17 protein-coding genes are annotated in these 15,905 nt (G+C 61.9%); 10 read left to right on the top strand and 7 right to left on the bottom strand.

Going from position 1 to position 15,905, the window contains the following annotated elements; translation table 11 throughout:
- The first annotated feature begins 22 nt into the window (after positions 1-22).
- From O4H53_RS22740 to O4H53_RS22765, 6 genes are read left to right on the top strand one after another with little or no spacing between them, the layout of a single operon-like run.
- Positions 23-1,705, top strand: a complete 1,683-nt coding sequence (locus O4H53_RS22740) for a sensor histidine kinase (protein WP_269367342.1) — start codon at positions 23-25, stop codon at positions 1,703-1,705.
- Positions 1,706-1,722: 17 nt separating this feature from the next.
- Entirely contained in the window at positions 1,723-2,133 is a 411-nt protein-coding gene (locus tag O4H53_RS22745) for an HPr kinase/phosphorylase (protein ID WP_331284247.1), read from the top strand.
- A complete protein-coding gene (gene rapZ / locus O4H53_RS22750; protein ID WP_269367343.1) occupies positions 2,130-3,047 on the top strand; it encodes an RNase adapter RapZ in 918 nt (305 codons plus the stop codon). The genes O4H53_RS22745 and rapZ overlap by 4 nt, the downstream gene beginning before the upstream one ends.
- Positions 3,044-3,436, top strand: coding sequence for a PTS sugar transporter subunit IIA (locus O4H53_RS22755; protein ID WP_269367344.1), 393 nt, complete (start codon positions 3,044-3,046; stop codon positions 3,434-3,436). The genes rapZ and O4H53_RS22755 overlap by 4 nt, the downstream gene beginning before the upstream one ends.
- A gap of 17 nt (positions 3,437-3,453) precedes the next feature.
- The gene (locus O4H53_RS22760; RefSeq protein WP_114273646.1) at positions 3,454-3,723 is read left to right on the top strand and encodes an HPr family phosphocarrier protein; all 270 of its coding nucleotides are present in this window, start codon (positions 3,454-3,456) and stop codon (positions 3,721-3,723) included.
- Between the two features lie 56 nt (positions 3,724-3,779).
- The gene (locus tag O4H53_RS22765) at positions 3,780-4,655 is read left to right on the top strand and encodes a lysophospholipid acyltransferase family protein (RefSeq protein ID WP_269367355.1); all 876 of its coding nucleotides are present in this window, start codon (positions 3,780-3,782) and stop codon (positions 4,653-4,655) included.
- A 22-nt stretch (positions 4,656-4,677) separates the two neighbouring features.
- On the opposite strand, the gene O4H53_RS22770 is transcribed toward O4H53_RS22765, so the two are convergent.
- Positions 4,678-5,553, bottom strand: a complete 876-nt coding sequence (locus O4H53_RS22770) for a 3-hydroxybutyryl-CoA dehydrogenase (RefSeq protein ID WP_114273644.1) — start codon at positions 5,551-5,553, stop codon at positions 4,678-4,680.
- A gap of 158 nt (positions 5,554-5,711) precedes the next feature.
- On the opposite strand from O4H53_RS22770, the gene O4H53_RS22775 reads away from it, so the two are divergent.
- Positions 5,712-6,542 (top strand): DUF6473 family protein, encoded by an 831-nt coding sequence (locus tag O4H53_RS22775; protein ID WP_269367345.1) that lies wholly within the window; start codon positions 5,712-5,714, stop codon positions 6,540-6,542.
- A 68-nt stretch (positions 6,543-6,610) separates the two neighbouring features.
- Here O4H53_RS22775 and O4H53_RS22780 read toward each other — a convergent pair whose 3' ends face one another.
- The 6 genes from O4H53_RS22780 to O4H53_RS22805 all read right to left on the bottom strand — a co-directional run bounded on the left by O4H53_RS22780 (position 6,611) and on the right by O4H53_RS22805 (position 10,827).
- A complete protein-coding gene (locus tag O4H53_RS22780) occupies positions 6,611-7,537 on the bottom strand; it encodes an electron transfer flavoprotein subunit alpha/FixB family protein (protein ID WP_269367346.1) in 927 nt (308 codons plus the stop codon).
- Positions 7,537-8,295, bottom strand: coding sequence for an electron transfer flavoprotein subunit beta/FixA family protein (locus tag O4H53_RS22785; RefSeq protein ID WP_114273641.1), 759 nt, complete (start codon positions 8,293-8,295; stop codon positions 7,537-7,539). Before O4H53_RS22785 ends, O4H53_RS22780 begins: the two co-directional genes overlap by 1 nt.
- 167 nt (positions 8,296-8,462) lie before the next feature.
- Positions 8,463-9,038: a cob(I)yrinic acid a,c-diamide adenosyltransferase gene (locus tag O4H53_RS22790; protein WP_269367347.1), complete on the bottom strand. Its 576-nt coding sequence runs from the start codon at positions 9,036-9,038 to the stop codon at positions 8,463-8,465.
- Positions 9,038-9,244, bottom strand: a complete 207-nt coding sequence (locus O4H53_RS22795) for a twin transmembrane helix small protein (protein WP_114274395.1) — start codon at positions 9,242-9,244, stop codon at positions 9,038-9,040. Before O4H53_RS22795 ends, O4H53_RS22790 begins: the two co-directional genes overlap by 1 nt.
- Before the next feature lie 55 nt (positions 9,245-9,299).
- Positions 9,300-10,130: an SDR family NAD(P)-dependent oxidoreductase gene (locus tag O4H53_RS22800; RefSeq protein ID WP_269367348.1), complete on the bottom strand. Its 831-nt coding sequence runs from the start codon at positions 10,128-10,130 to the stop codon at positions 9,300-9,302.
- Positions 10,131-10,191: 61 nt separating this feature from the next.
- Positions 10,192-10,827, bottom strand: coding sequence for an SH3 domain-containing protein (locus O4H53_RS22805; RefSeq protein WP_269367349.1), 636 nt, complete (start codon positions 10,825-10,827; stop codon positions 10,192-10,194).
- A 193-nt stretch (positions 10,828-11,020) separates the two neighbouring features.
- On the opposite strand from O4H53_RS22805, the gene parC reads away from it, so the two are divergent.
- The 3 genes from parC to O4H53_RS22820 all read left to right on the top strand — a co-directional run bounded on the left by parC (position 11,021) and on the right by O4H53_RS22820 (position 15,792).
- Complete coding sequence (parC, locus tag O4H53_RS22810) at positions 11,021-13,339, top strand: DNA topoisomerase IV subunit A (RefSeq protein WP_269367350.1); 2,319 nt, start codon at positions 11,021-11,023, stop codon at positions 13,337-13,339.
- A 93-nt stretch (positions 13,340-13,432) separates the two neighbouring features.
- Positions 13,433-14,701 carry a DUF898 family protein gene (locus O4H53_RS22815; protein WP_443069631.1) on the top strand — a complete coding sequence of 423 codons (1,269 nt, stop codon included), beginning with the start codon at positions 13,433-13,435 and terminating at the stop codon, positions 14,699-14,701.
- Positions 14,698-15,792, top strand: coding sequence for a M48 family metallopeptidase (locus O4H53_RS22820; protein ID WP_269367352.1), 1,095 nt, complete (start codon positions 14,698-14,700; stop codon positions 15,790-15,792). Before O4H53_RS22815 ends, O4H53_RS22820 begins: the two co-directional genes overlap by 4 nt.
- Positions 15,793-15,905: the final 113 nt, after the last annotated feature.

A 15,905-nucleotide genomic window follows, 5' to 3' on the forward strand; every position in this document is an offset into this window, starting at 1 on the left:
GGCAATTGCCGAAAGGAACTTTGTGCGCGACACGAGCACATCTTCACGGGATGGCGATATTGTTCTAGGCGATGACTGGATCGCACCGGACAACGACGCGCCGGACGAAATGCGCGCACGCCGGGAACGGCGTGGCCTGCTTTCGTTGCGCTCGTCACCGCTGACCCGCAAGATCATCACATTCAACCTGATTGCGTTGAATGTGCTGGTCGCGGGCATCCTGTATCTGAATTCATCCCGCGACAGCCTGGCTGTTCAACGTGCCTCGGCGCTGGTTTCCGAAAGCGAGCTGATCGCAGATGTGTTCGAAGCGCAACTGCCCAGCAATGCGCCGGTGAACCTCGCGACGGGTGATGGTGTGGATGTCGCCGCCACGCTGTCCGCGCTCGACCTGCGCAGCGGCGTCGAGGTCTATGTATATGACACCGCCGAGACGCTGATTTCCCAGACCGAAGGCAAGATGGGCAGCCCGTCTGAGGTCGCAGAGCATACCTTGCTGACCGATGGCCTGAACTGGCTGTGGGCGAAATTATCGGCACCGTTTGGCGGCCCGGATGACGTGGAAATCCCTATTGAGGACAGGCTGAAGTCCATGATCCCCGGTGCGGCGGCAAGCGGGACCCAGATCGAAAACAACTTTGACGCTGACGGTGGCACTCTGTTCACCGTGATGACGCCGATCCTGCAAAACGGCCAGCCCGTCGGCTTTGTCGCGATTGCTTCGGCGGCGGGGGAGATTGACCGCCTGGTCCGGGGCGAGCGCGAGCGCGTGTTGCAGATGTTCGTTATTGCCACGCTGGTGTCCATCGGGCTGAGCCTTGTTCTGGCATCGACCATTGCCAACCCGCTCGCGGACCTGTCTGCTGCGGCGGAGCTGGGGCGTGACAAGAACGCGCGCAAGGTAAACCCCGGACGGATTCGCATCCCCGATCTGACCGCGCGACCGGATGAGATTGGCCGGCTGTCAGGGGCGTTGCGCGGCATGGTTTCGGCGCTTTACAACCGGATCGACAGCAACGAACAATTTGCCGCCGACGTGGCACATGAAATCAAGAATCCGCTGGCCTCTCTGCGGTCCGCCGTGGGAACGCTGCGGATGGTCAAACGTGACGATCAGCGCGAAAAACTGCTGGATGTGATCGACCACGACGTGCGGCGCCTCGACCGGCTGGTCAGCGACATTTCCAACGCCTCCCGGCTGGATTCGGAACTGGTCAAGGAAGAGGAAGAACAATTCAACCTGCTCAAGATGATCGGAAACCTCAGCGAATTCCTGGGCGAGGAAGCCAGGGGCAAGGGGATCGACTTTATCACTGATCTGCCCCCGGACCCGATCCTCGTGCACGGGCTGGAGGCGCGGCTGGCGCAGGTATTCGTCAACCTGATCACCAATGCGATTTCCTTCTGCGAGGACGGTGATGCCATCCGGGTCTGGGCGCGCAAGCGGGAGAACCGGGTTCTGGTCGTGGTCGAGGATACCGGCCCCGGCATTCCGGAACAGGCACTTTCCAAGATCTTCACCCGGTTCTATTCGCAACGTCCCGAAGAGCATTTTGGCAATAACTCCGGCCTCGGGCTGGCGATTTCCAAGCAGATCGTCGAAGCGCATGGCGGTGTGATCTGGGCCGAGAACATTCGCCCGACAGAGGCGGATATCACCTCTGACCCGCTGGGCGCGCGCTTTGTCGTCGGGTTGCCGACCTGAGCGGAGAAACCGACATCCTGCATGCCAGCACGGTCCGCATCGCGGATCGCGGGGTGTTGATCATCGGGCCTTCGGGGGCCGGAAAATCCGCCCTGGCGCTGCAATTGATTGCGCTTGGTGCGACATTGGTCGCCGATGACAGAACGCGGGTTTCCCGGCGCGGTGATGGTGTGGTCGCGGATGTGCCCGAAAGCATTGCCGGGATGATCGAAGCCCGCGGCCTGGGCATCCTGCGGGTGCCAGGTGCCGGGCCGACGCCGCTGGCGCTGGTTGTCGATTTGTCCCGGGCAGAGCAGGACCGGTTGCCGCCGGCCCGGACCCATCAGGTGCTGGGGTTGGATATTCCCTGCCTGCACCGGGTTGACGGCCCGCATTTCGCCGCTGCCATCTTGCTTTATCTGCGGTGCAGCATAAGTTCTGAGCAATGAACGATAGTGATTCAGCCGGGTCTGCCGACCGCCGCGCCACGCATCCGCATATCGTGCTGGTCACGGGACAAGCTGGTGCGGGGCGGTCGACTGCACTCAACGTGCTGGAAGATGCGGGTTATGAGGCAATAGACAATCTGCCCCTGCGCCTGATGCCGGCCTTGCTGGCCGCGCCTGCGCGGTCAAGCCCCATGGCGCTGGGCATTGATCCGCGCAACCGGGATTTTTCGCTGGATGCGATGATGGATCTGCTGCGCCAACTGGCCGCCGCCCAGGATCTGACATCGGAACTGCTCTATCTCGATTGTTCGACCGAAGTGCTCTTGCAGCGGTTTTCGGAAACCCGCCGCCGCCACCCCCTGGCCCCCGTGGACCAGCCGGAAGAGGGCATCCGCCGCGAGCGTGACCTGCTGGCCCCGATCCGCAACCGCGCGGATGTGCTGATCGACACGACATCCTACAGCGTGCACCGCCTGCGCGAGGATATTGAAAAGTGGTTCGTCCCCGGTGGTCAGCATCACCTTGCGGTTTCGGTGCAGTCATTCTCCTACAAGCGCGGCGTGCCGCGCGGGGTCGATATTGTCTATGACTGCCGTTTCCTGCGTAATCCCCATTATGAAAAGCAGCTCAAGGCGCTGAACGGGACAAACGCCGCCGTTGCCGATTACGTCAAGCAGGACGCCCGGTTCGATACCTTTGCGCAGAAGGTGCTGGAGCTGAGTATTTATCTGCTGCCCGCCTACCGCGAAGAGGGGAAATCCCATATTGCCATCGCCTTTGGCTGTACCGGCGGGCAACATCGTTCTGTAACCATGGCCGAAGACCATGCTTTGCGTCTTGCAGAGGCAGGGTGGCCGGTGTCAATAAGGCATCGCGAACTGGATCGCCAAAGAATAGCAGAGGCACCATCTTGATCGGCATTGTGATTGTAGCGCATGGAGGATTGGCACAGGAATACCTGTCGGCGATCGAACATGTCGTGGGATCACAAAACGGCGTGCGTGCCATTGCCATTCACGCCGATCATGACCGCGATGCCAAACAGGAAGAAATTTGCGAAGCGGCCGATGAGGTCGACCAGGGGACCGGTGTGGTTGTCGTGACCGATCTGTTCGGCGGTTCGCCCTCCAACCTGTCGTTGCTGGCCTGCAAGCAGGCCAACCGGCGGATCATCTATGGCGCGAACCTGCCGATGCTGATCAAGCTGGCCAAATCCCGCCAGATGGATGTACCGGATGCCGTGCGCGCGGCGCTTGAAGCTGGTAAGAAGTACATCGACAGCCAGAACGTGAGCGCGCAGTAGAAAGTCCAAGTCCTGAAATGACAGATATTTCCCTCAAGATTATTAACGTAAAGGGGCTTCACGCACGTGCATCCGCCAAGCTGGTGGAAGTTGTGGAAGCCTTCGACGCCCGAGCCGAAGTCAGCAAGGACGGCATGTCCGCTTCCGGTGACAGCATCATGGGTCTTTTGATGTTGGCCGCTTCCCGTGGTACCACTATTGACATCCAGACCTCCGGCCCCGATGCAGATGCATTGGCCGAGGCGCTGACCGCATTGGTTGCGGATAAGTTCGGGGAAGGCTACTGACACCGCTGATGCGCGTATGACAAAGGTGATGTTGCTTGGTGGATGAGTCACAATCATTGATAAACCGGAACACGAGTGCGAACAGCACCCGTGCTGAAACCGTTTCGTTCAACAAGTATGATCGGCGCAGTCTTTCCTATGCGTCAACTTTTGACGATCCCTGGAAGGCCCGCTTTATCAGTGTGATGGAGATGTTTACCGGGAAACTCACCATCCTGCGCATGATCCGCCAGTTCGAAAAACGTGGCGCCCCCTCGGGACAGGCGTTCTGGCGTGCGGCCCTTGATACGATGGGGATCGACCTGACGACACCGCAGGAGCAATTGGAGCGCATCCCGGCGAAAGGTCCTGTTGTCGTGGTGGCGAACCACCCCCATGGCATGGTCGATGGCATGATCTTTGCCGATCTGATCGGGCGGGTCCGCTCCGACTACCGCATCCTGACACGGTCGTTGCTGACCTCGATTGACGAGGTGGCCGGCAGTTTCATGATACCGGTGCCCTTCCCGCATGACGCTGACGCGCAGCGCAAAGGGGTCGAAATGCGGGCCAAGGCGATGGCCCATCTCAAGGATGGCGGCGTTGTGGCGCTGTTTCCCTCTGGCGTCGTTGCCTCCTCCGAGACCTGGTGGGGCCCGGCGGTCGAGGCCGAATGGAACGTCTTTACGGCCAAGATGATCCGCCGCTCGGGTGCTGCTGTTGTTCCGATGAAGTTTCCCGGCCAGAACAGCCGCGCCTATCAGATTGCCAACCAGATCAGTCCGATGTTGCGTCAGGGCCTCTTGCTGCACGAGATCGTCCATTCCTGCAACAAGCCGCAGGGGCCCATTGTCGGCCACCCGATTGATCAGGCTGAAATCGACAGATACGCCGACGATCCGCGCGGGTTCATGGCCTGGCTGCGGGCGCATACGCTGGCGCTGAAAGACTGATCAGGCCGGTGCAGCGGCCGACCTAACGGGTCGGCACAGGCGTGTCGCCGCGATAATCGTAGAAACCCCGCTGGGTCTTGCGGCCCAGCCAGCCCGCTTCGACATATTTGGTCAGCAGGGGGCAGGGCCGGTATTTGGTATCCGCCAGCCCGTCATGCAGCACGTTCATGATCGCAAGGCAGGTGTCCAGACCGATGAAATCGGCCAGTTCCAGCGGCCCCATCGGATGATTGGCCCCCAGTTTCATCGAACTGTCGATGGATTTGACAGACCCCACACCTTCGTAAAGCGTGTAGACGGCTTCGTTGATCATCGGCATCAGGATGCGGTTGACGATGAAGGCGGGGAAATCTTCGGCGCTGGCGGCGGTCTTGCCCAGCTTGTCCACCACATCGGCGCAGGCCTTGAAGGTTTCCTCGTCGGTGGCGATCCCACGGATCAATTCGACCAGTTGCATCACCGGCACAGGGTTCATGAAGTGAAACCCCATGAATTTCTCCGGGCGGTCGGTGCGGCTGGCCAGCCGGGTGATCGAGATCGAAGAGGTGTTCGAGGTCAGGATCGTCTCCGGCTTCAGATGCGGGATCAGGTCCTCGAAAATCGCCTGTTTCACCGTCTCGCGTTCTGTTGCGGCCTCGATGATCAGGTCGCTCTTGCCCAGGTCGGTCAGGGTGGTGGTGGTTTGAATGCGCGCCATCGCCGCCGCCTTGTCCTCGGCTGTGATCTTCTCGCGGTTGACCTGCCGTTCAAGGTTTCCGTCGATGATCTCGACCGCTGCGCGCAGGGCGTCTTCGGAGACATCCGTGAGTTTGACGTCATAGCCGGCCAGCGCCATCACATGCGCAATACCGTTGCCCATCTGACCTGCGCCCACGATACCGATTGTCTGGATGTCCATGGCCCGTCCTTTGTCTGAGTTCGGCACACATTAGTGCGCGCGGGGCCCGAGCCGCAAGGGCTGCAGGTGTCTAAAAGGCTCGGCAAATTCTTCCATTTACAAAATCGCAAGCGGAGGTGGTGCAGGGTGCGGATGGGTGAGTTAAATGAGGTGGGTTTATGACCTATGATGTGCTGGGGCCGGGGGCCCTTGATTATCAGCCGTGTCGGTATGCCAATTCCAAACTTGTGTTCCGGGGGCCGCAACGCAATCTGCAAGAGCCCTATATTGCCTTTCTGGGCGGGACAAAGACATATGGCAGGTTCATCGAAAGGCCCTTTCCCGCATTGGTCGAGGAGGGGCTGTGCAAGCCCTGCGTGAATTTCGGTCTGCCCAACGCAGGCATTGATGCTTTCACGCTTGATCCCTTTGTCATTGACGCGGCAGCGCGGGCCGATGCGGTTGTGGTGCAGGTCATGGGCGCACAGAACATGTCAAACCGGTTCTACACGGTCCATCCGCGCCGGAACGACCGGTTCGTGGCGCCGTCACCCCTGTTGCAAACCATCTATCCAGAGGTGGATTTTGCGGATTTCCATTTTACCAGGCACATGCTGGGGCACCTTCATCAGGTGTCGCCGGAACGGTTCGCGGCGGTCCGCAGGGAGTTGCAGCGCGCCTGGATTGCGCGGATGAAACTGCTGTTGGACCATGCCGGAAGGAAGTGCGTTCTGCTCTGGTTTTCCGACCATGCCCCGGCAGAGGATGACGGCGACGGCATGGAGCGCTGCGATGCCGGTCCCTTGTTCGTCACCCGCATGATGCTGGAGCAGGTCGCAGCGGATGCGACCGATCTGGTCGAAGTGGTCGCCTCTGCCGCTGCGGTACAGAAGGGGACAGGGGGGATGATCTTCGGCCCGTTGGAGGAAATGGCAGCGGCGCAGATGCTCGGGCCACAGGCACATGAGGAATGTGCCGCCAGATTGATCGGGAAAATCGGTTCTCTTTGACACAGAAAGGCCCGCCAGTGGCGGGCCTTTGAGCGTTCCGAAATGGCCAGCCTGGCTGGCCGGTCAGATCACAGTTTTCCCAACAGTTCCGGCACAGCCTCAAAGAGGTCGGCAACCAGACCGTAGTCGGCGACCTGGAAGATCGGGGCTTCTTCGTCCTTGTTGATCGCAACGATGATCTTCGAATCCTTCATCCCCGCAAGGTGCTGGATCGCACCGGAGATGCCGACCGCCACATACAGCTCGGGCGCGACCACCTTGCCGGTCTGGCCAACCTGCCAGTCGTTCGGGGCATAGCCCGAATCGACCGCCGCACGGGACGCGCCAACGGCGGCGCCCAGTTTGTCGGCCAGTTGCTCGATCAGCTTGAAGTCTTCTTCCGAGCCGACACCACGGCCGCCCGACACAACGATCCCGGCCGAGGTCAGCTCGGGGCGGTCGCTGGCGGCAACCTTGTCTTCGACCCAGGACGAAAGGCCGGGATCAGCCGCTGCGCCCACCGTCTCGACCGGGGCAGAGCCGCCGGTGCCGGCCGCATCGAAGGTCGATGTGCGGAAGGTGATGACCTTCTTGGCGTCTTTCGACTTCACGGTCTGGACCGCGTTGCCTGCATAGATCGGGCGTTCGAACGTGTCGCCATCCACAACGCCGGAAGCGTCCGAGATGATCATCACGTCCAGCAGCGCCGCAACGCGGGGCATCACGTTCTTTGCGTCGGTGGTGGCGGGGGCGACGATGTGCTCGTAATCACCGGCCAGCGACACGATCAGCGCCGCCGTGGATTCCGCCAGGCGGTGACCCAGCGTTGCATCCTCGGCGACCAGCACCTTGGACACGCCGTCGATTTTCGCGGCGGTCTCGCCCGCGGCAGCAGCAGAGCCGCCCGCGCAGAGAATGGTCACGTCACCAAGAGACTTGGCGGCGGTCACAGTCTTGGCGGTGGCGTCCATTGCCAGTTCGCCATTGTTGACCTCGGCAAGAAGCAGAACAGCCATTACACAACTCCCTTTTCTTTGAGCTTCGCCACCAGCGTGTCCACATCGGGCACGATTTCCCCCGCTGCGCGGGCCTCGGGCTCTTCTGTCTTCAGAATTTCAAGCCGGTTGGCGACTTCGACCCCGTAATCGGCAGGCGTCTTCTCATCCAGCGGCTTTTTCTTGGCCTTCATGATGTTGGGCAGCGAGGCATAGCGCGGCTCGTTCAGACGCAGGTCAACCGTCACCACGGTGGGCATGGTCACCTTGATGGTCTGCAGCCCGCCGTCCACTTCGCGCGTCACAACCGCATGGTCGCCGTCAATCGAGACTTCGGAGGCAAAGCTGGCCTGCGACCAGCCCAGCAGCGCCGAGAGCATCTGGCCGGTGGCGTTCATGTCGTTGTCGATCGCCTGCTTGCCGCAGAGCACCAGGCCCGGCTGCTCTTCGTCCACGATCGCCTTGAGGATCTTGGCAACGGTCAGCGGTTCGATGTCCTGATGCACGTCGTCGGTCGCAACCACCAGGATCGCCCGGTCCGCACCCATCGCCAGCGCCGTGCGCAGGGTTTCCTGCGCCTGCTTCACACCGATGGAAACAACGACGATTTCTTCCGCATCACCCGCTTCCTTCAGGCGGATCGCCTGTTCGACCGAAATCTCGTCAAACGGGTTCATCGACATCTTCACGTTGGCAAGATCAACACCGCTGCCATCCGATTTCACGCGGACTTTCACGTTATAGTCAATCACGCGTTTGACAGGCACCAATACCTTCATGTGCGTTCTTCTCCTTGGTTGCTGCACACCCACATAGGGCGGGCGATGGAATTGTCTCGTGCTGGTTTAGCGAAACCTCAAGGGGCGAAACAGGGAAAAATCGGCATTTTCCGCAGTGAAGACGCCGCGTTCTGACCTGTTAGCGCTGGCAATGGGTCGCTCGGGTCCTAGTCCCGGTTGGCGCCTGGCACCCACAGCACGTCATCCTTGCCACCGTTGTTCGCCATCCGTGCGGCGACAAAGAACCAGTCGCTGAGCCGGTTGAGGTACTTTACCGCCGCGCTGTTCACGTCGCCCTGCTCTGCCAGCAGAACGGTCAGACGCTCCGCCCGGCGGGCAACCGTGCGGCAAACGTGCAGATGAGCCGCCAGCTTGCTGCCACCGGGCAGGACAAAGCTGCGCAGCGGTTCCAGCTCGGCATTCATCACGTCGATTTCCTGCTCCAGCCGGTCGACCTGGGCCGCGGTCATCCGCAGGGGCGGGTATTCGGCCTTGTCGTCCGATGCCATGTCCGGCCTGCACAGGTCGGCACCCAGGTCAAAGAGATCGTTCTGAATGCGGCTGAGCGCCTTGTCGGTCTGGCCTTTCGCCTCAAGCCGCGCCACGCCGACAAAGCAGTTCAGCTCGTCGCAGGTGCCATAGGCTTCCACCCGGTCGCTGTGCTTGGCAACACGGTCGCCATTGCCCAGTGCGGTTGTTCCGGCATCGCCGGTGCGGGTATAGATCTTGTTCAGGACAACCATCAGTCCGCTCCTCCGCGTAGCCAGACGAAGCCCAGGATCAGCAGGACCGCGATGAACTGCGCGAGGATCCGCAAGCGCATCAGCTTGTTCGCGTTGCGCTTGTTGAATTCGCCGCCACCGGCAAAGCCGCCAAGACCGATCAACAGGACAACTGCAACAGCCACAACAGACAGAAGCACAACGATGAACAGAGGGTCTTCAAACATGATCATTCCCTTTCCCTGGGTCGGGATGTAGCGGCGATGGCCTTGAACGCAACCTTTATCCTGCCCCCATCACCCGGTCCAGCAGGGCGGTGGGCAGCAGGCGGCGCAGCATCCCCGCCAGATAGGTCGGGGTCGTGACATAGTATCGCGCCCGGGGGTGCGTGGCTTCACAGGCATGGATCAGGCGCTTCAGAACCGCTTCCGGCCCCAGTTCGAAACGATCCGGCCCGGACGATTCGTAGAGCCGTTTCAGCAGGCTGCCACGGTATTGTTCGGCGCGGGGCGAGGCTTCCCAATCAATCCAGCGTTCGAAATGCGGGATCGAATTGACCCGGATCTTCGAGGTCACGGGCCCGGGCTCGATCAGGCAGATGTGCAGGCCGGTGCCGTGCATTTCAAGGCGCAGGGAATCGGTCAGCCCTTCCAGTGCGAATTTCGTCGCACTATAGGCACCGCGCCAGGGAATTGTGACCATGCCCAGCACGGAAGAACATTGCACGACCCTTCCGTGACCCTGTGCCCGCATCACCGGGATGACCGCGCGCGTCAATGTATGCCAGCCAAAGAAATTGGTTTCGAAGATGCTGCGCAACCCCTCGGTCGGCAGGTCCTCCACCGCGCCGGGCAGGGCGAATGCACCGTTATTGAAAAGCGCGTCCAGCGTGCCGCCCGTTGCGGCAAGCACCTCGTCCACTGCTGCGCGGATGCTGTCCTCATCCGCGTAGTCAAGGCGCGGAGACTCGAACCCGGCGGCAATCAGGCGGTCGCAATCTGCCTGTTTGCGGCAACTGGCAAAGACCCGCCAGCCGCGCGCCCGCATGCCATGGGCGCAGGCTTCGCCGATGCCGCTGGAACAGCCGGTAATCAGGATGGAACGTGCCGACATGAAAAGGCCCCCGTGGTGGAGGCCTTTCTTCGCGCGGGTCGGATGCTTTGGCAAGCCGGGGTCAGCCCCCGGTCAAAAGGAAATCCGCCATCCAGCCTTCGGGGCCGCCATCAAGCGGCTGCATCTTTACCCAGCCATCGCCGTTGTCCAGAACGACGCGCACGGCGTCACCTTCGGCAAGTTTTGTCACAACGCCGTAGTTGGTGCCGGGCCCGCCCCGCACGTTCACACGGTTGCCCGAGACAATGCGAATGTCGCCTTCGGTGCTCGAATAGGATGCGGTGCTCAAACCATCGTTGGGGTTGATCAGGCTGGGGATGATCGCGGGTGTATCGGCACTGGATGTCAGGCTGCCGACGTTCTGTGGCACACCGCTGTCATCCGCAGATACGGCGGTATCGGTCACTTCGGGGTCGACAGAACCGCTGTTTTCCAGAATGTCGCTGATGGCGGTCAAATTCAGTGAAACCCGGGTCACGCTGTCATCAGGGGCGTTCAGGGGCGGATCGGTGTCAACGAAAGCGGTATCGGTGCCGGGCTGTTCGGCAGTACTGGTGACGACCGTCTGCTCCTGCACCTGCGGCGCCGGGTTCATGCGTGCGATCTGAACGCTGCGCGGTTCAAAGTCCGCCCCGCCGCTCATTTCGTAGAAAGCCCAACCCAGAAAACCGAAACTCAATAAAATAAATCGCTTCATGACACTCCCCAATGTACACGAGTTACAACACTAACACATAAGTCACGCGTTTAGGTTCCCTAGTTGAAAAATATTCCGGAGGGACCGGGGAAAAAGCAAAATTCGGTCCCCCGTGGCGCAACTGCCGCAATGCGGTAAAATGCGGCCATTCCAGCGCTTGCCGCCCAAGCGCCCCTTGGATAGAAAGCCCTCCATGTCAGATGTAACCGACCCCCCTCAGGCGGACCCGAACAATGTGTCCGAACCGCTGCGCCGCGCACTTGGCGACAGGTATCTGACCTATGCGCTCAGCACGATCATGCACCGCGCGCTGCCCGACGCGCGGGACGGGCTGAAGCCGGTTCACCGCCGTATCCTTTTTGCGATGCGCGAGTTGCGGCTGTCCTCGACCGGCGGCTTCCGCAAGTCGGCCAAGATCTCGGGCGATGTGATGGGCAACTATCACCCGCACGGCGATGCAGCGATCTATGACGCGATGGCGCGTCTGGCGCAGGATTTCAACGTGCGCTACCCGCTGGTCGACGGGCAGGGCAACTTTGGCAACATCGACGGCGATAACCCCGCCGCCAGCCGTTATACCGAGGCGCGGATGACCGCCGTTGCCGAGGCGATGCTGGAGGGGTTGAACGAGAACGCTGTCGATTTTCGCGAGAATTACGACGGCACGCTGACCGAACCGGCGGTATTGCCCGCGCAGTTCCCGAACCTGCTGGCCAACGGGTCCAGCGGGATCGCTGTGGGCATGGCCACAAATATTCCGCCGCATAACATCGCTGAGCTTTGCGATGCCTGCATTCACATGATCAAGGTGCCCGATTGCCGGGATGATACCCTGCTCAACTTTGTGCCCGGCCCCGATTTCCCCACCGGGGGCGTCATCGTGGAACCGGCCGAGAATATTGCGCAGGCCTACCGCACCGGTAAGGGCGGCTTTCGCCTGCGCTGCCGCTGGGAAGTGGAAGACCTGGGCCGGGGTCAATGGCAGATCGTGGTCACGGAAATTCCCTATCAGGTTCAGAAATCCAAGCTGATCGAAAAGATCGCCGAGCTGATCCAGGCCAAGAAGATCCCGATTCTGGGTGATGTCCGCGACGAATCCGCCGACGACGTGCGCCTGATCATCGAGCCGCGCTCGCGCTCCGTGGATCCGGATGTGCTGATGGGGATGCTGTACCGCAATTCCGATCTGGAAGTGCGGTTTTCGCTGAACATGAACGTGCTGATTGATGGCGTGACGCCAAAGGTCTGCAGCATGAAGGAAGTGCTGCGGGCCTTCCTGGATCACCGTCGGGAAGTGCTGCAGCGCCGGTCCGCGCACCGGATGGAAAAGATCGACCATCGGCTTGAGGTCCTGGAAGGGTTCATCGTTGCCTTCCTCAACCTGGATCGCGTGATCGACATCATCCGCTATGACGAAGACCCCAAGGCCGCGCTCATGCGTGAGGACTGGGGCAAGGACCACGTCCGCGCGATGGACGAAAAGGACTATGTCAGCCCCGCCCCGGGCGAGGGCGAATTGTCCGAAGTGCAGGTCGATGCGATCCTGAACATGCGCCTGCGCTCCTTGCGGCGGCTGGAAGAGCTGGAGCTGCTGCGCGAGCAATCCGAACTGATGGAAGAACGCGCCGGGCTGGAGGATCTGCTGGAAAGCGAAGACCTGCAGTGGGACAGCATCACCGAACAGCTGCGTGCCACCAAGAAGCAATTTGGCAAGGACTGGATCATTGACGGCGTCGATTGCGGACAGCGGCGCACCACTTTTGCCGAGGCAGGCGTGGTGGAGGACGTGCCGATCGAGGCCATGATCGACCGCGAGCCGATCACCGTTGTCTGTTCCGAAATGGGCTGGATCAGGGCGATGACCGGCCATATCGACCTGACCCGCGAGTTGAAGTTCAAAGATGGCGACGGCCCCCGGTTCATATTCCACGCCGAAACCACCGACCGGCTGCTGGTCTTTGGCTCCAACGGGCGGTTCTACACGATCTCTGCGGCCAATCTGCCCGGCGGGCGCGGCATGGGCGAACCCCTGCGCCTGATGGTGGACCTGCCCAACGAGGTGCGCATCGTCGATCTGTTCATTCACCAGCCCGACCGCAAACTGCTGGTCGCCTCGACCGCAGGGGATGGGTTTGTCGTGCCGGAAGCGGACGTCGTGGCGCAGACACGGAGCGGCAAGCAGGTGCTGAACGTTCGGGGCGATGTGAAGGCGCTGGTGTGCAGGCCCGTCACGGGCGACCGTGTCGCGGTGGTGGGCGAGAACCGCAAGGTGCTTGTGTTCGGTCTGGACGAATTGCCCGAGATGGGCCGGGGCAAGGGCGTGCGGCTGCAGAAGTACAAGGACGGCGGCATGTCCGACGCCACCACCTTTGACGGTGCCACGGGCCTGACCTGGCTTGACCCCGCTGGCCGCACCCGGACAGAGATCGAATTGACCGAGTGGACCGGCAAACGGGCCTCCGCCGGTCGGATGGCACCGCGCGGCTTCCCCCGTGACAACAAGTTCACCTGATCCGGGCTGCCTGGCATGAGCGATACCGCTGTGCCAGACAGCCCCTGGGCCGCCCCACCGCAGGCAGCACCTGCGCAGCTGCAGCCGGATGGCATGCAGGTTGAATTCACCGGCAGGCGATGGCCGCTGTTCTGGCTGGCGCTCAAGACCGGTTTCTTCACCATCCTCACCCTGGGGTTCTACCGCTTCTGGATGAAAACGCGGCTGCGGCGCTGGTACTGGTCCGCGATCCGGCCCGGCGGGCATCCGTTGGAATACGTGGGCGACCCGCTGGAAAAGCTGCTGGGATTCTTCATCGCGGTTGTGGTGCTGACATTTTACATCGGCATCGTGAACCTGCTGCTGATGTTCGTCAGCTTTTCGGTCTTCAATTCTTCCTGGCTGGGATATCTTGCCAGTTTCGCAGGGGTCATCCCGATCTGGTTCTACGCCCGTTACCGCGCCCGGCGCTATGTGCTGGCCCGGACCCGCTGGCGCGGGGTTCGCTTTGGCCTTGAGAAAGGGGCCTGGGGTTATGCCGGGCGGGCGCTGGTGCATTGGGCGGTCACGATCCTGACGCTGGGCATTCTCTGGCCCCGGATGACCTTCGCGCTGGAGAAATACCGCACCGACCGGACGTTCTTTGGATCCGCCCGGCTGGTTCAGCAGGGACGCTGGCAAATGCTCTACCGTGCGGCGCTGCCCTTTATCGCGGTGGTGGTCGCGGGTATGGCACTGGCCCTGTGGATATTGGTGATTGACCCGATGACCCCTGATCTGCTGTCCAATCCGGGCTCCCTGCAGTCGCGGTTTGTGACAGCGCTGCAACTTGGCCGCTGGCCGCTTGGCTGGGAAAGCCCGGAGCGGCTGTGGGCGGTTCCGGTCCTCATGGCGGGGCTGGTCTACGGTGCGATACATTACCGGTGGGTGGCCAAGCGTATCATGGCAAACCACAAGGCCGCCTATGGCGTGACCTTTGCCTCGCGCCTGCAGGGACCGCGCATCGCGATGATCTATACGCTGGGCACCTTCATCTCCTACCTGGTGCTGGTGCTGGGCATCGCCTTGTTGGTGGTGCTGAGCATTGCCATGTATGGCCCGACTGCCTGGCTGGAAGGGGCCAATGCTGCCGGGCTTGGCGGGTTAGGCAACCTGCCGCGCTGGTTGTCGTTTGGTATCCTCGGGGTGATCTACCTGTCGGTCTTCCTGCTGTGGGGGGTGTTGCACAATACCTTCGTCACCTTTCCGATCATGCGTCATATGGCGCGGACCACAACCCTGCCGACAACAGCGGGCCTGCAGGCGATCAGCCAGCGCGACCGCGACGCCTTTGCCGAGGCCGAAGGCTTTGCCGAAGCGCTGGACCTGGGGGCCGCGATATGAGCATCGGGTTTGACGCCATGGGGGCGGCCTTTTTCGAAGGTGACAGGCCGGTGGCCGAGGAGGTCAGCCTGCATATCGCTTCGGGCATCCTCCAGATCGGGCTGGATGACGGGCGCATTCTGCGTTGGCCCGTCGAGGATGTGCGGCAATTGCCGGATACGGCTGGAAAAGGTGGCGCAGTGCTGTGGCTGAAGGATGACCCGCTCGCGCGGCTTTTCGTGACCGACGCCAGCCTGCTGACACATCTGCCGAACCGGTTGCGCCGCACGCCGCCAAAGGGCCGCGGCCGGCTGGCCGCCTGGGCGCTGGCGGCAGTTGCGGCAGTGGCCCTGCAGATTGGTGTTCTGGTTCCGCTGCTGGCCGACAACATGGCGGCCTATATCCCGCCCGCAGGGGAGCGGGCGCTGGGCGAGGCGACATTCGGCCATATCCGTGAGGCGCTGGATGATACCGGCCTGAACCCGGTGCCGCTGTGCGAGGCCCCCGAAGGCGTGGCCGCGCTGGAGCGGCTGGTGGCCCGCCTGGACGCGCCGACAAATGGCGTGCCGCAGATCAATGTCGCGGTACTGGATCACCCGATGGTCAATGCCTTTGCGCTGCCGGGCGGCTTTGTCGTGCTGTTTCGCGGGCTGATCGAGGCGGCTGAAAGCCCCGATGAGGTCGCGGCGGTGCTGGCCCATGAGATCGGCCATGTGGTCAGCCGTGACCCCACCCGCCATGCCTTGCGGTCTGCCGGGTCCATCGGTGTGCTGGGATTGCTGTTTGGCGATTTCGCCGGCGGTGCGGCGGTATTGTTCCTGACGGAGCGGCTGATCGCCGCGCAATATTCGCAGGAGGCCGAGGCGGGTGCGGACAGTTTTGCCCATGACGTGCTGGCGCGCGCCGGTGTCAGCCCCGGCGCGTTGGGTGACATGTTCGAGAGCTTTCGCCGCAAGTATGGGGACCGCGACGGCGTGGCGGCGCATTTCCTGAGCCATCCAGCCCTGGGTGCCCGCATCGAAGCGGCGCGGGCGGCGGTCGAGGCGGGAGCCGCTTATGACCCGGCGCTGAGCGCGGAGGATTGGGCCGCCCTGCGCACAATCTGCGACTGAGGCCTGGTCGGCCCAGAGCCTAGGTCGTGTTGACATTCATTGTCGCCCACCCGCGCGAGACGGATTTTGCCGCTGGCGCCCTGATGTGAGCGCAGCAATGTGATCATTGGAAG

This window comes from Sulfitobacter sp. G21635-S1, from assembly GCF_027213915.1.
Taxonomy (GTDB): Bacteria; Pseudomonadota; Alphaproteobacteria; order Rhodobacterales; family Rhodobacteraceae; genus Sulfitobacter.

Bases quoted from the DNA above. Each gene is read 5' to 3' on its own strand.
- rapZ (WP_269367343.1), top strand. From the start codon at position 2,130: ATGAACGATAGTGATTCAGCCGGGTCTGCCGACCGCCGCGCCACGCAT.
- O4H53_RS22760 (WP_114273646.1), top strand. From the start codon at position 3,454: ATGACAGATATTTCCCTCAAGATTATTAACGTAAAGGGGCTTCACGCA.
- O4H53_RS22770 (WP_114273644.1), bottom strand. From the start codon at position 5,553: ATGGACATCCAGACAATCGGTATCGTGGGCGCAGGTCAGATGGGCAAC.
- O4H53_RS22775 (WP_269367345.1), top strand. From the start codon at position 5,712: ATGACCTATGATGTGCTGGGGCCGGGGGCCCTTGATTATCAGCCGTGT.
- O4H53_RS22780 (WP_269367346.1), bottom strand. From the start codon at position 7,537: ATGGCTGTTCTGCTTCTTGCCGAGGTCAACAATGGCGAACTGGCAATG.
- O4H53_RS22785 (WP_114273641.1), bottom strand. From the start codon at position 8,295: ATGAAGGTATTGGTGCCTGTCAAACGCGTGATTGACTATAACGTGAAA.
- O4H53_RS22790 (WP_269367347.1), bottom strand. From the start codon at position 9,038: ATGGTTGTCCTGAACAAGATCTATACCCGCACCGGCGATGCCGGAACA.
- O4H53_RS22795 (WP_114274395.1), bottom strand. From the start codon at position 9,244: ATGTTTGAAGACCCTCTGTTCATCGTTGTGCTTCTGTCTGTTGTGGCT.
- O4H53_RS22800 (WP_269367348.1), bottom strand. From the start codon at position 10,130: ATGTCGGCACGTTCCATCCTGATTACCGGCTGTTCCAGCGGCATCGGC.
- O4H53_RS22805 (WP_269367349.1), bottom strand. From the start codon at position 10,827: ATGAAGCGATTTATTTTATTGAGTTTCGGTTTTCTGGGTTGGGCTTTC.
- parC (WP_269367350.1), top strand. From the start codon at position 11,021: ATGTCAGATGTAACCGACCCCCCTCAGGCGGACCCGAACAATGTGTCC.
- O4H53_RS22815 (WP_443069631.1), top strand. From the start codon at position 13,433: ATGCAGGTTGAATTCACCGGCAGGCGATGGCCGCTGTTCTGGCTGGCG.
- O4H53_RS22820 (WP_269367352.1), top strand. From the start codon at position 14,698: ATGAGCATCGGGTTTGACGCCATGGGGGCGGCCTTTTTCGAAGGTGAC.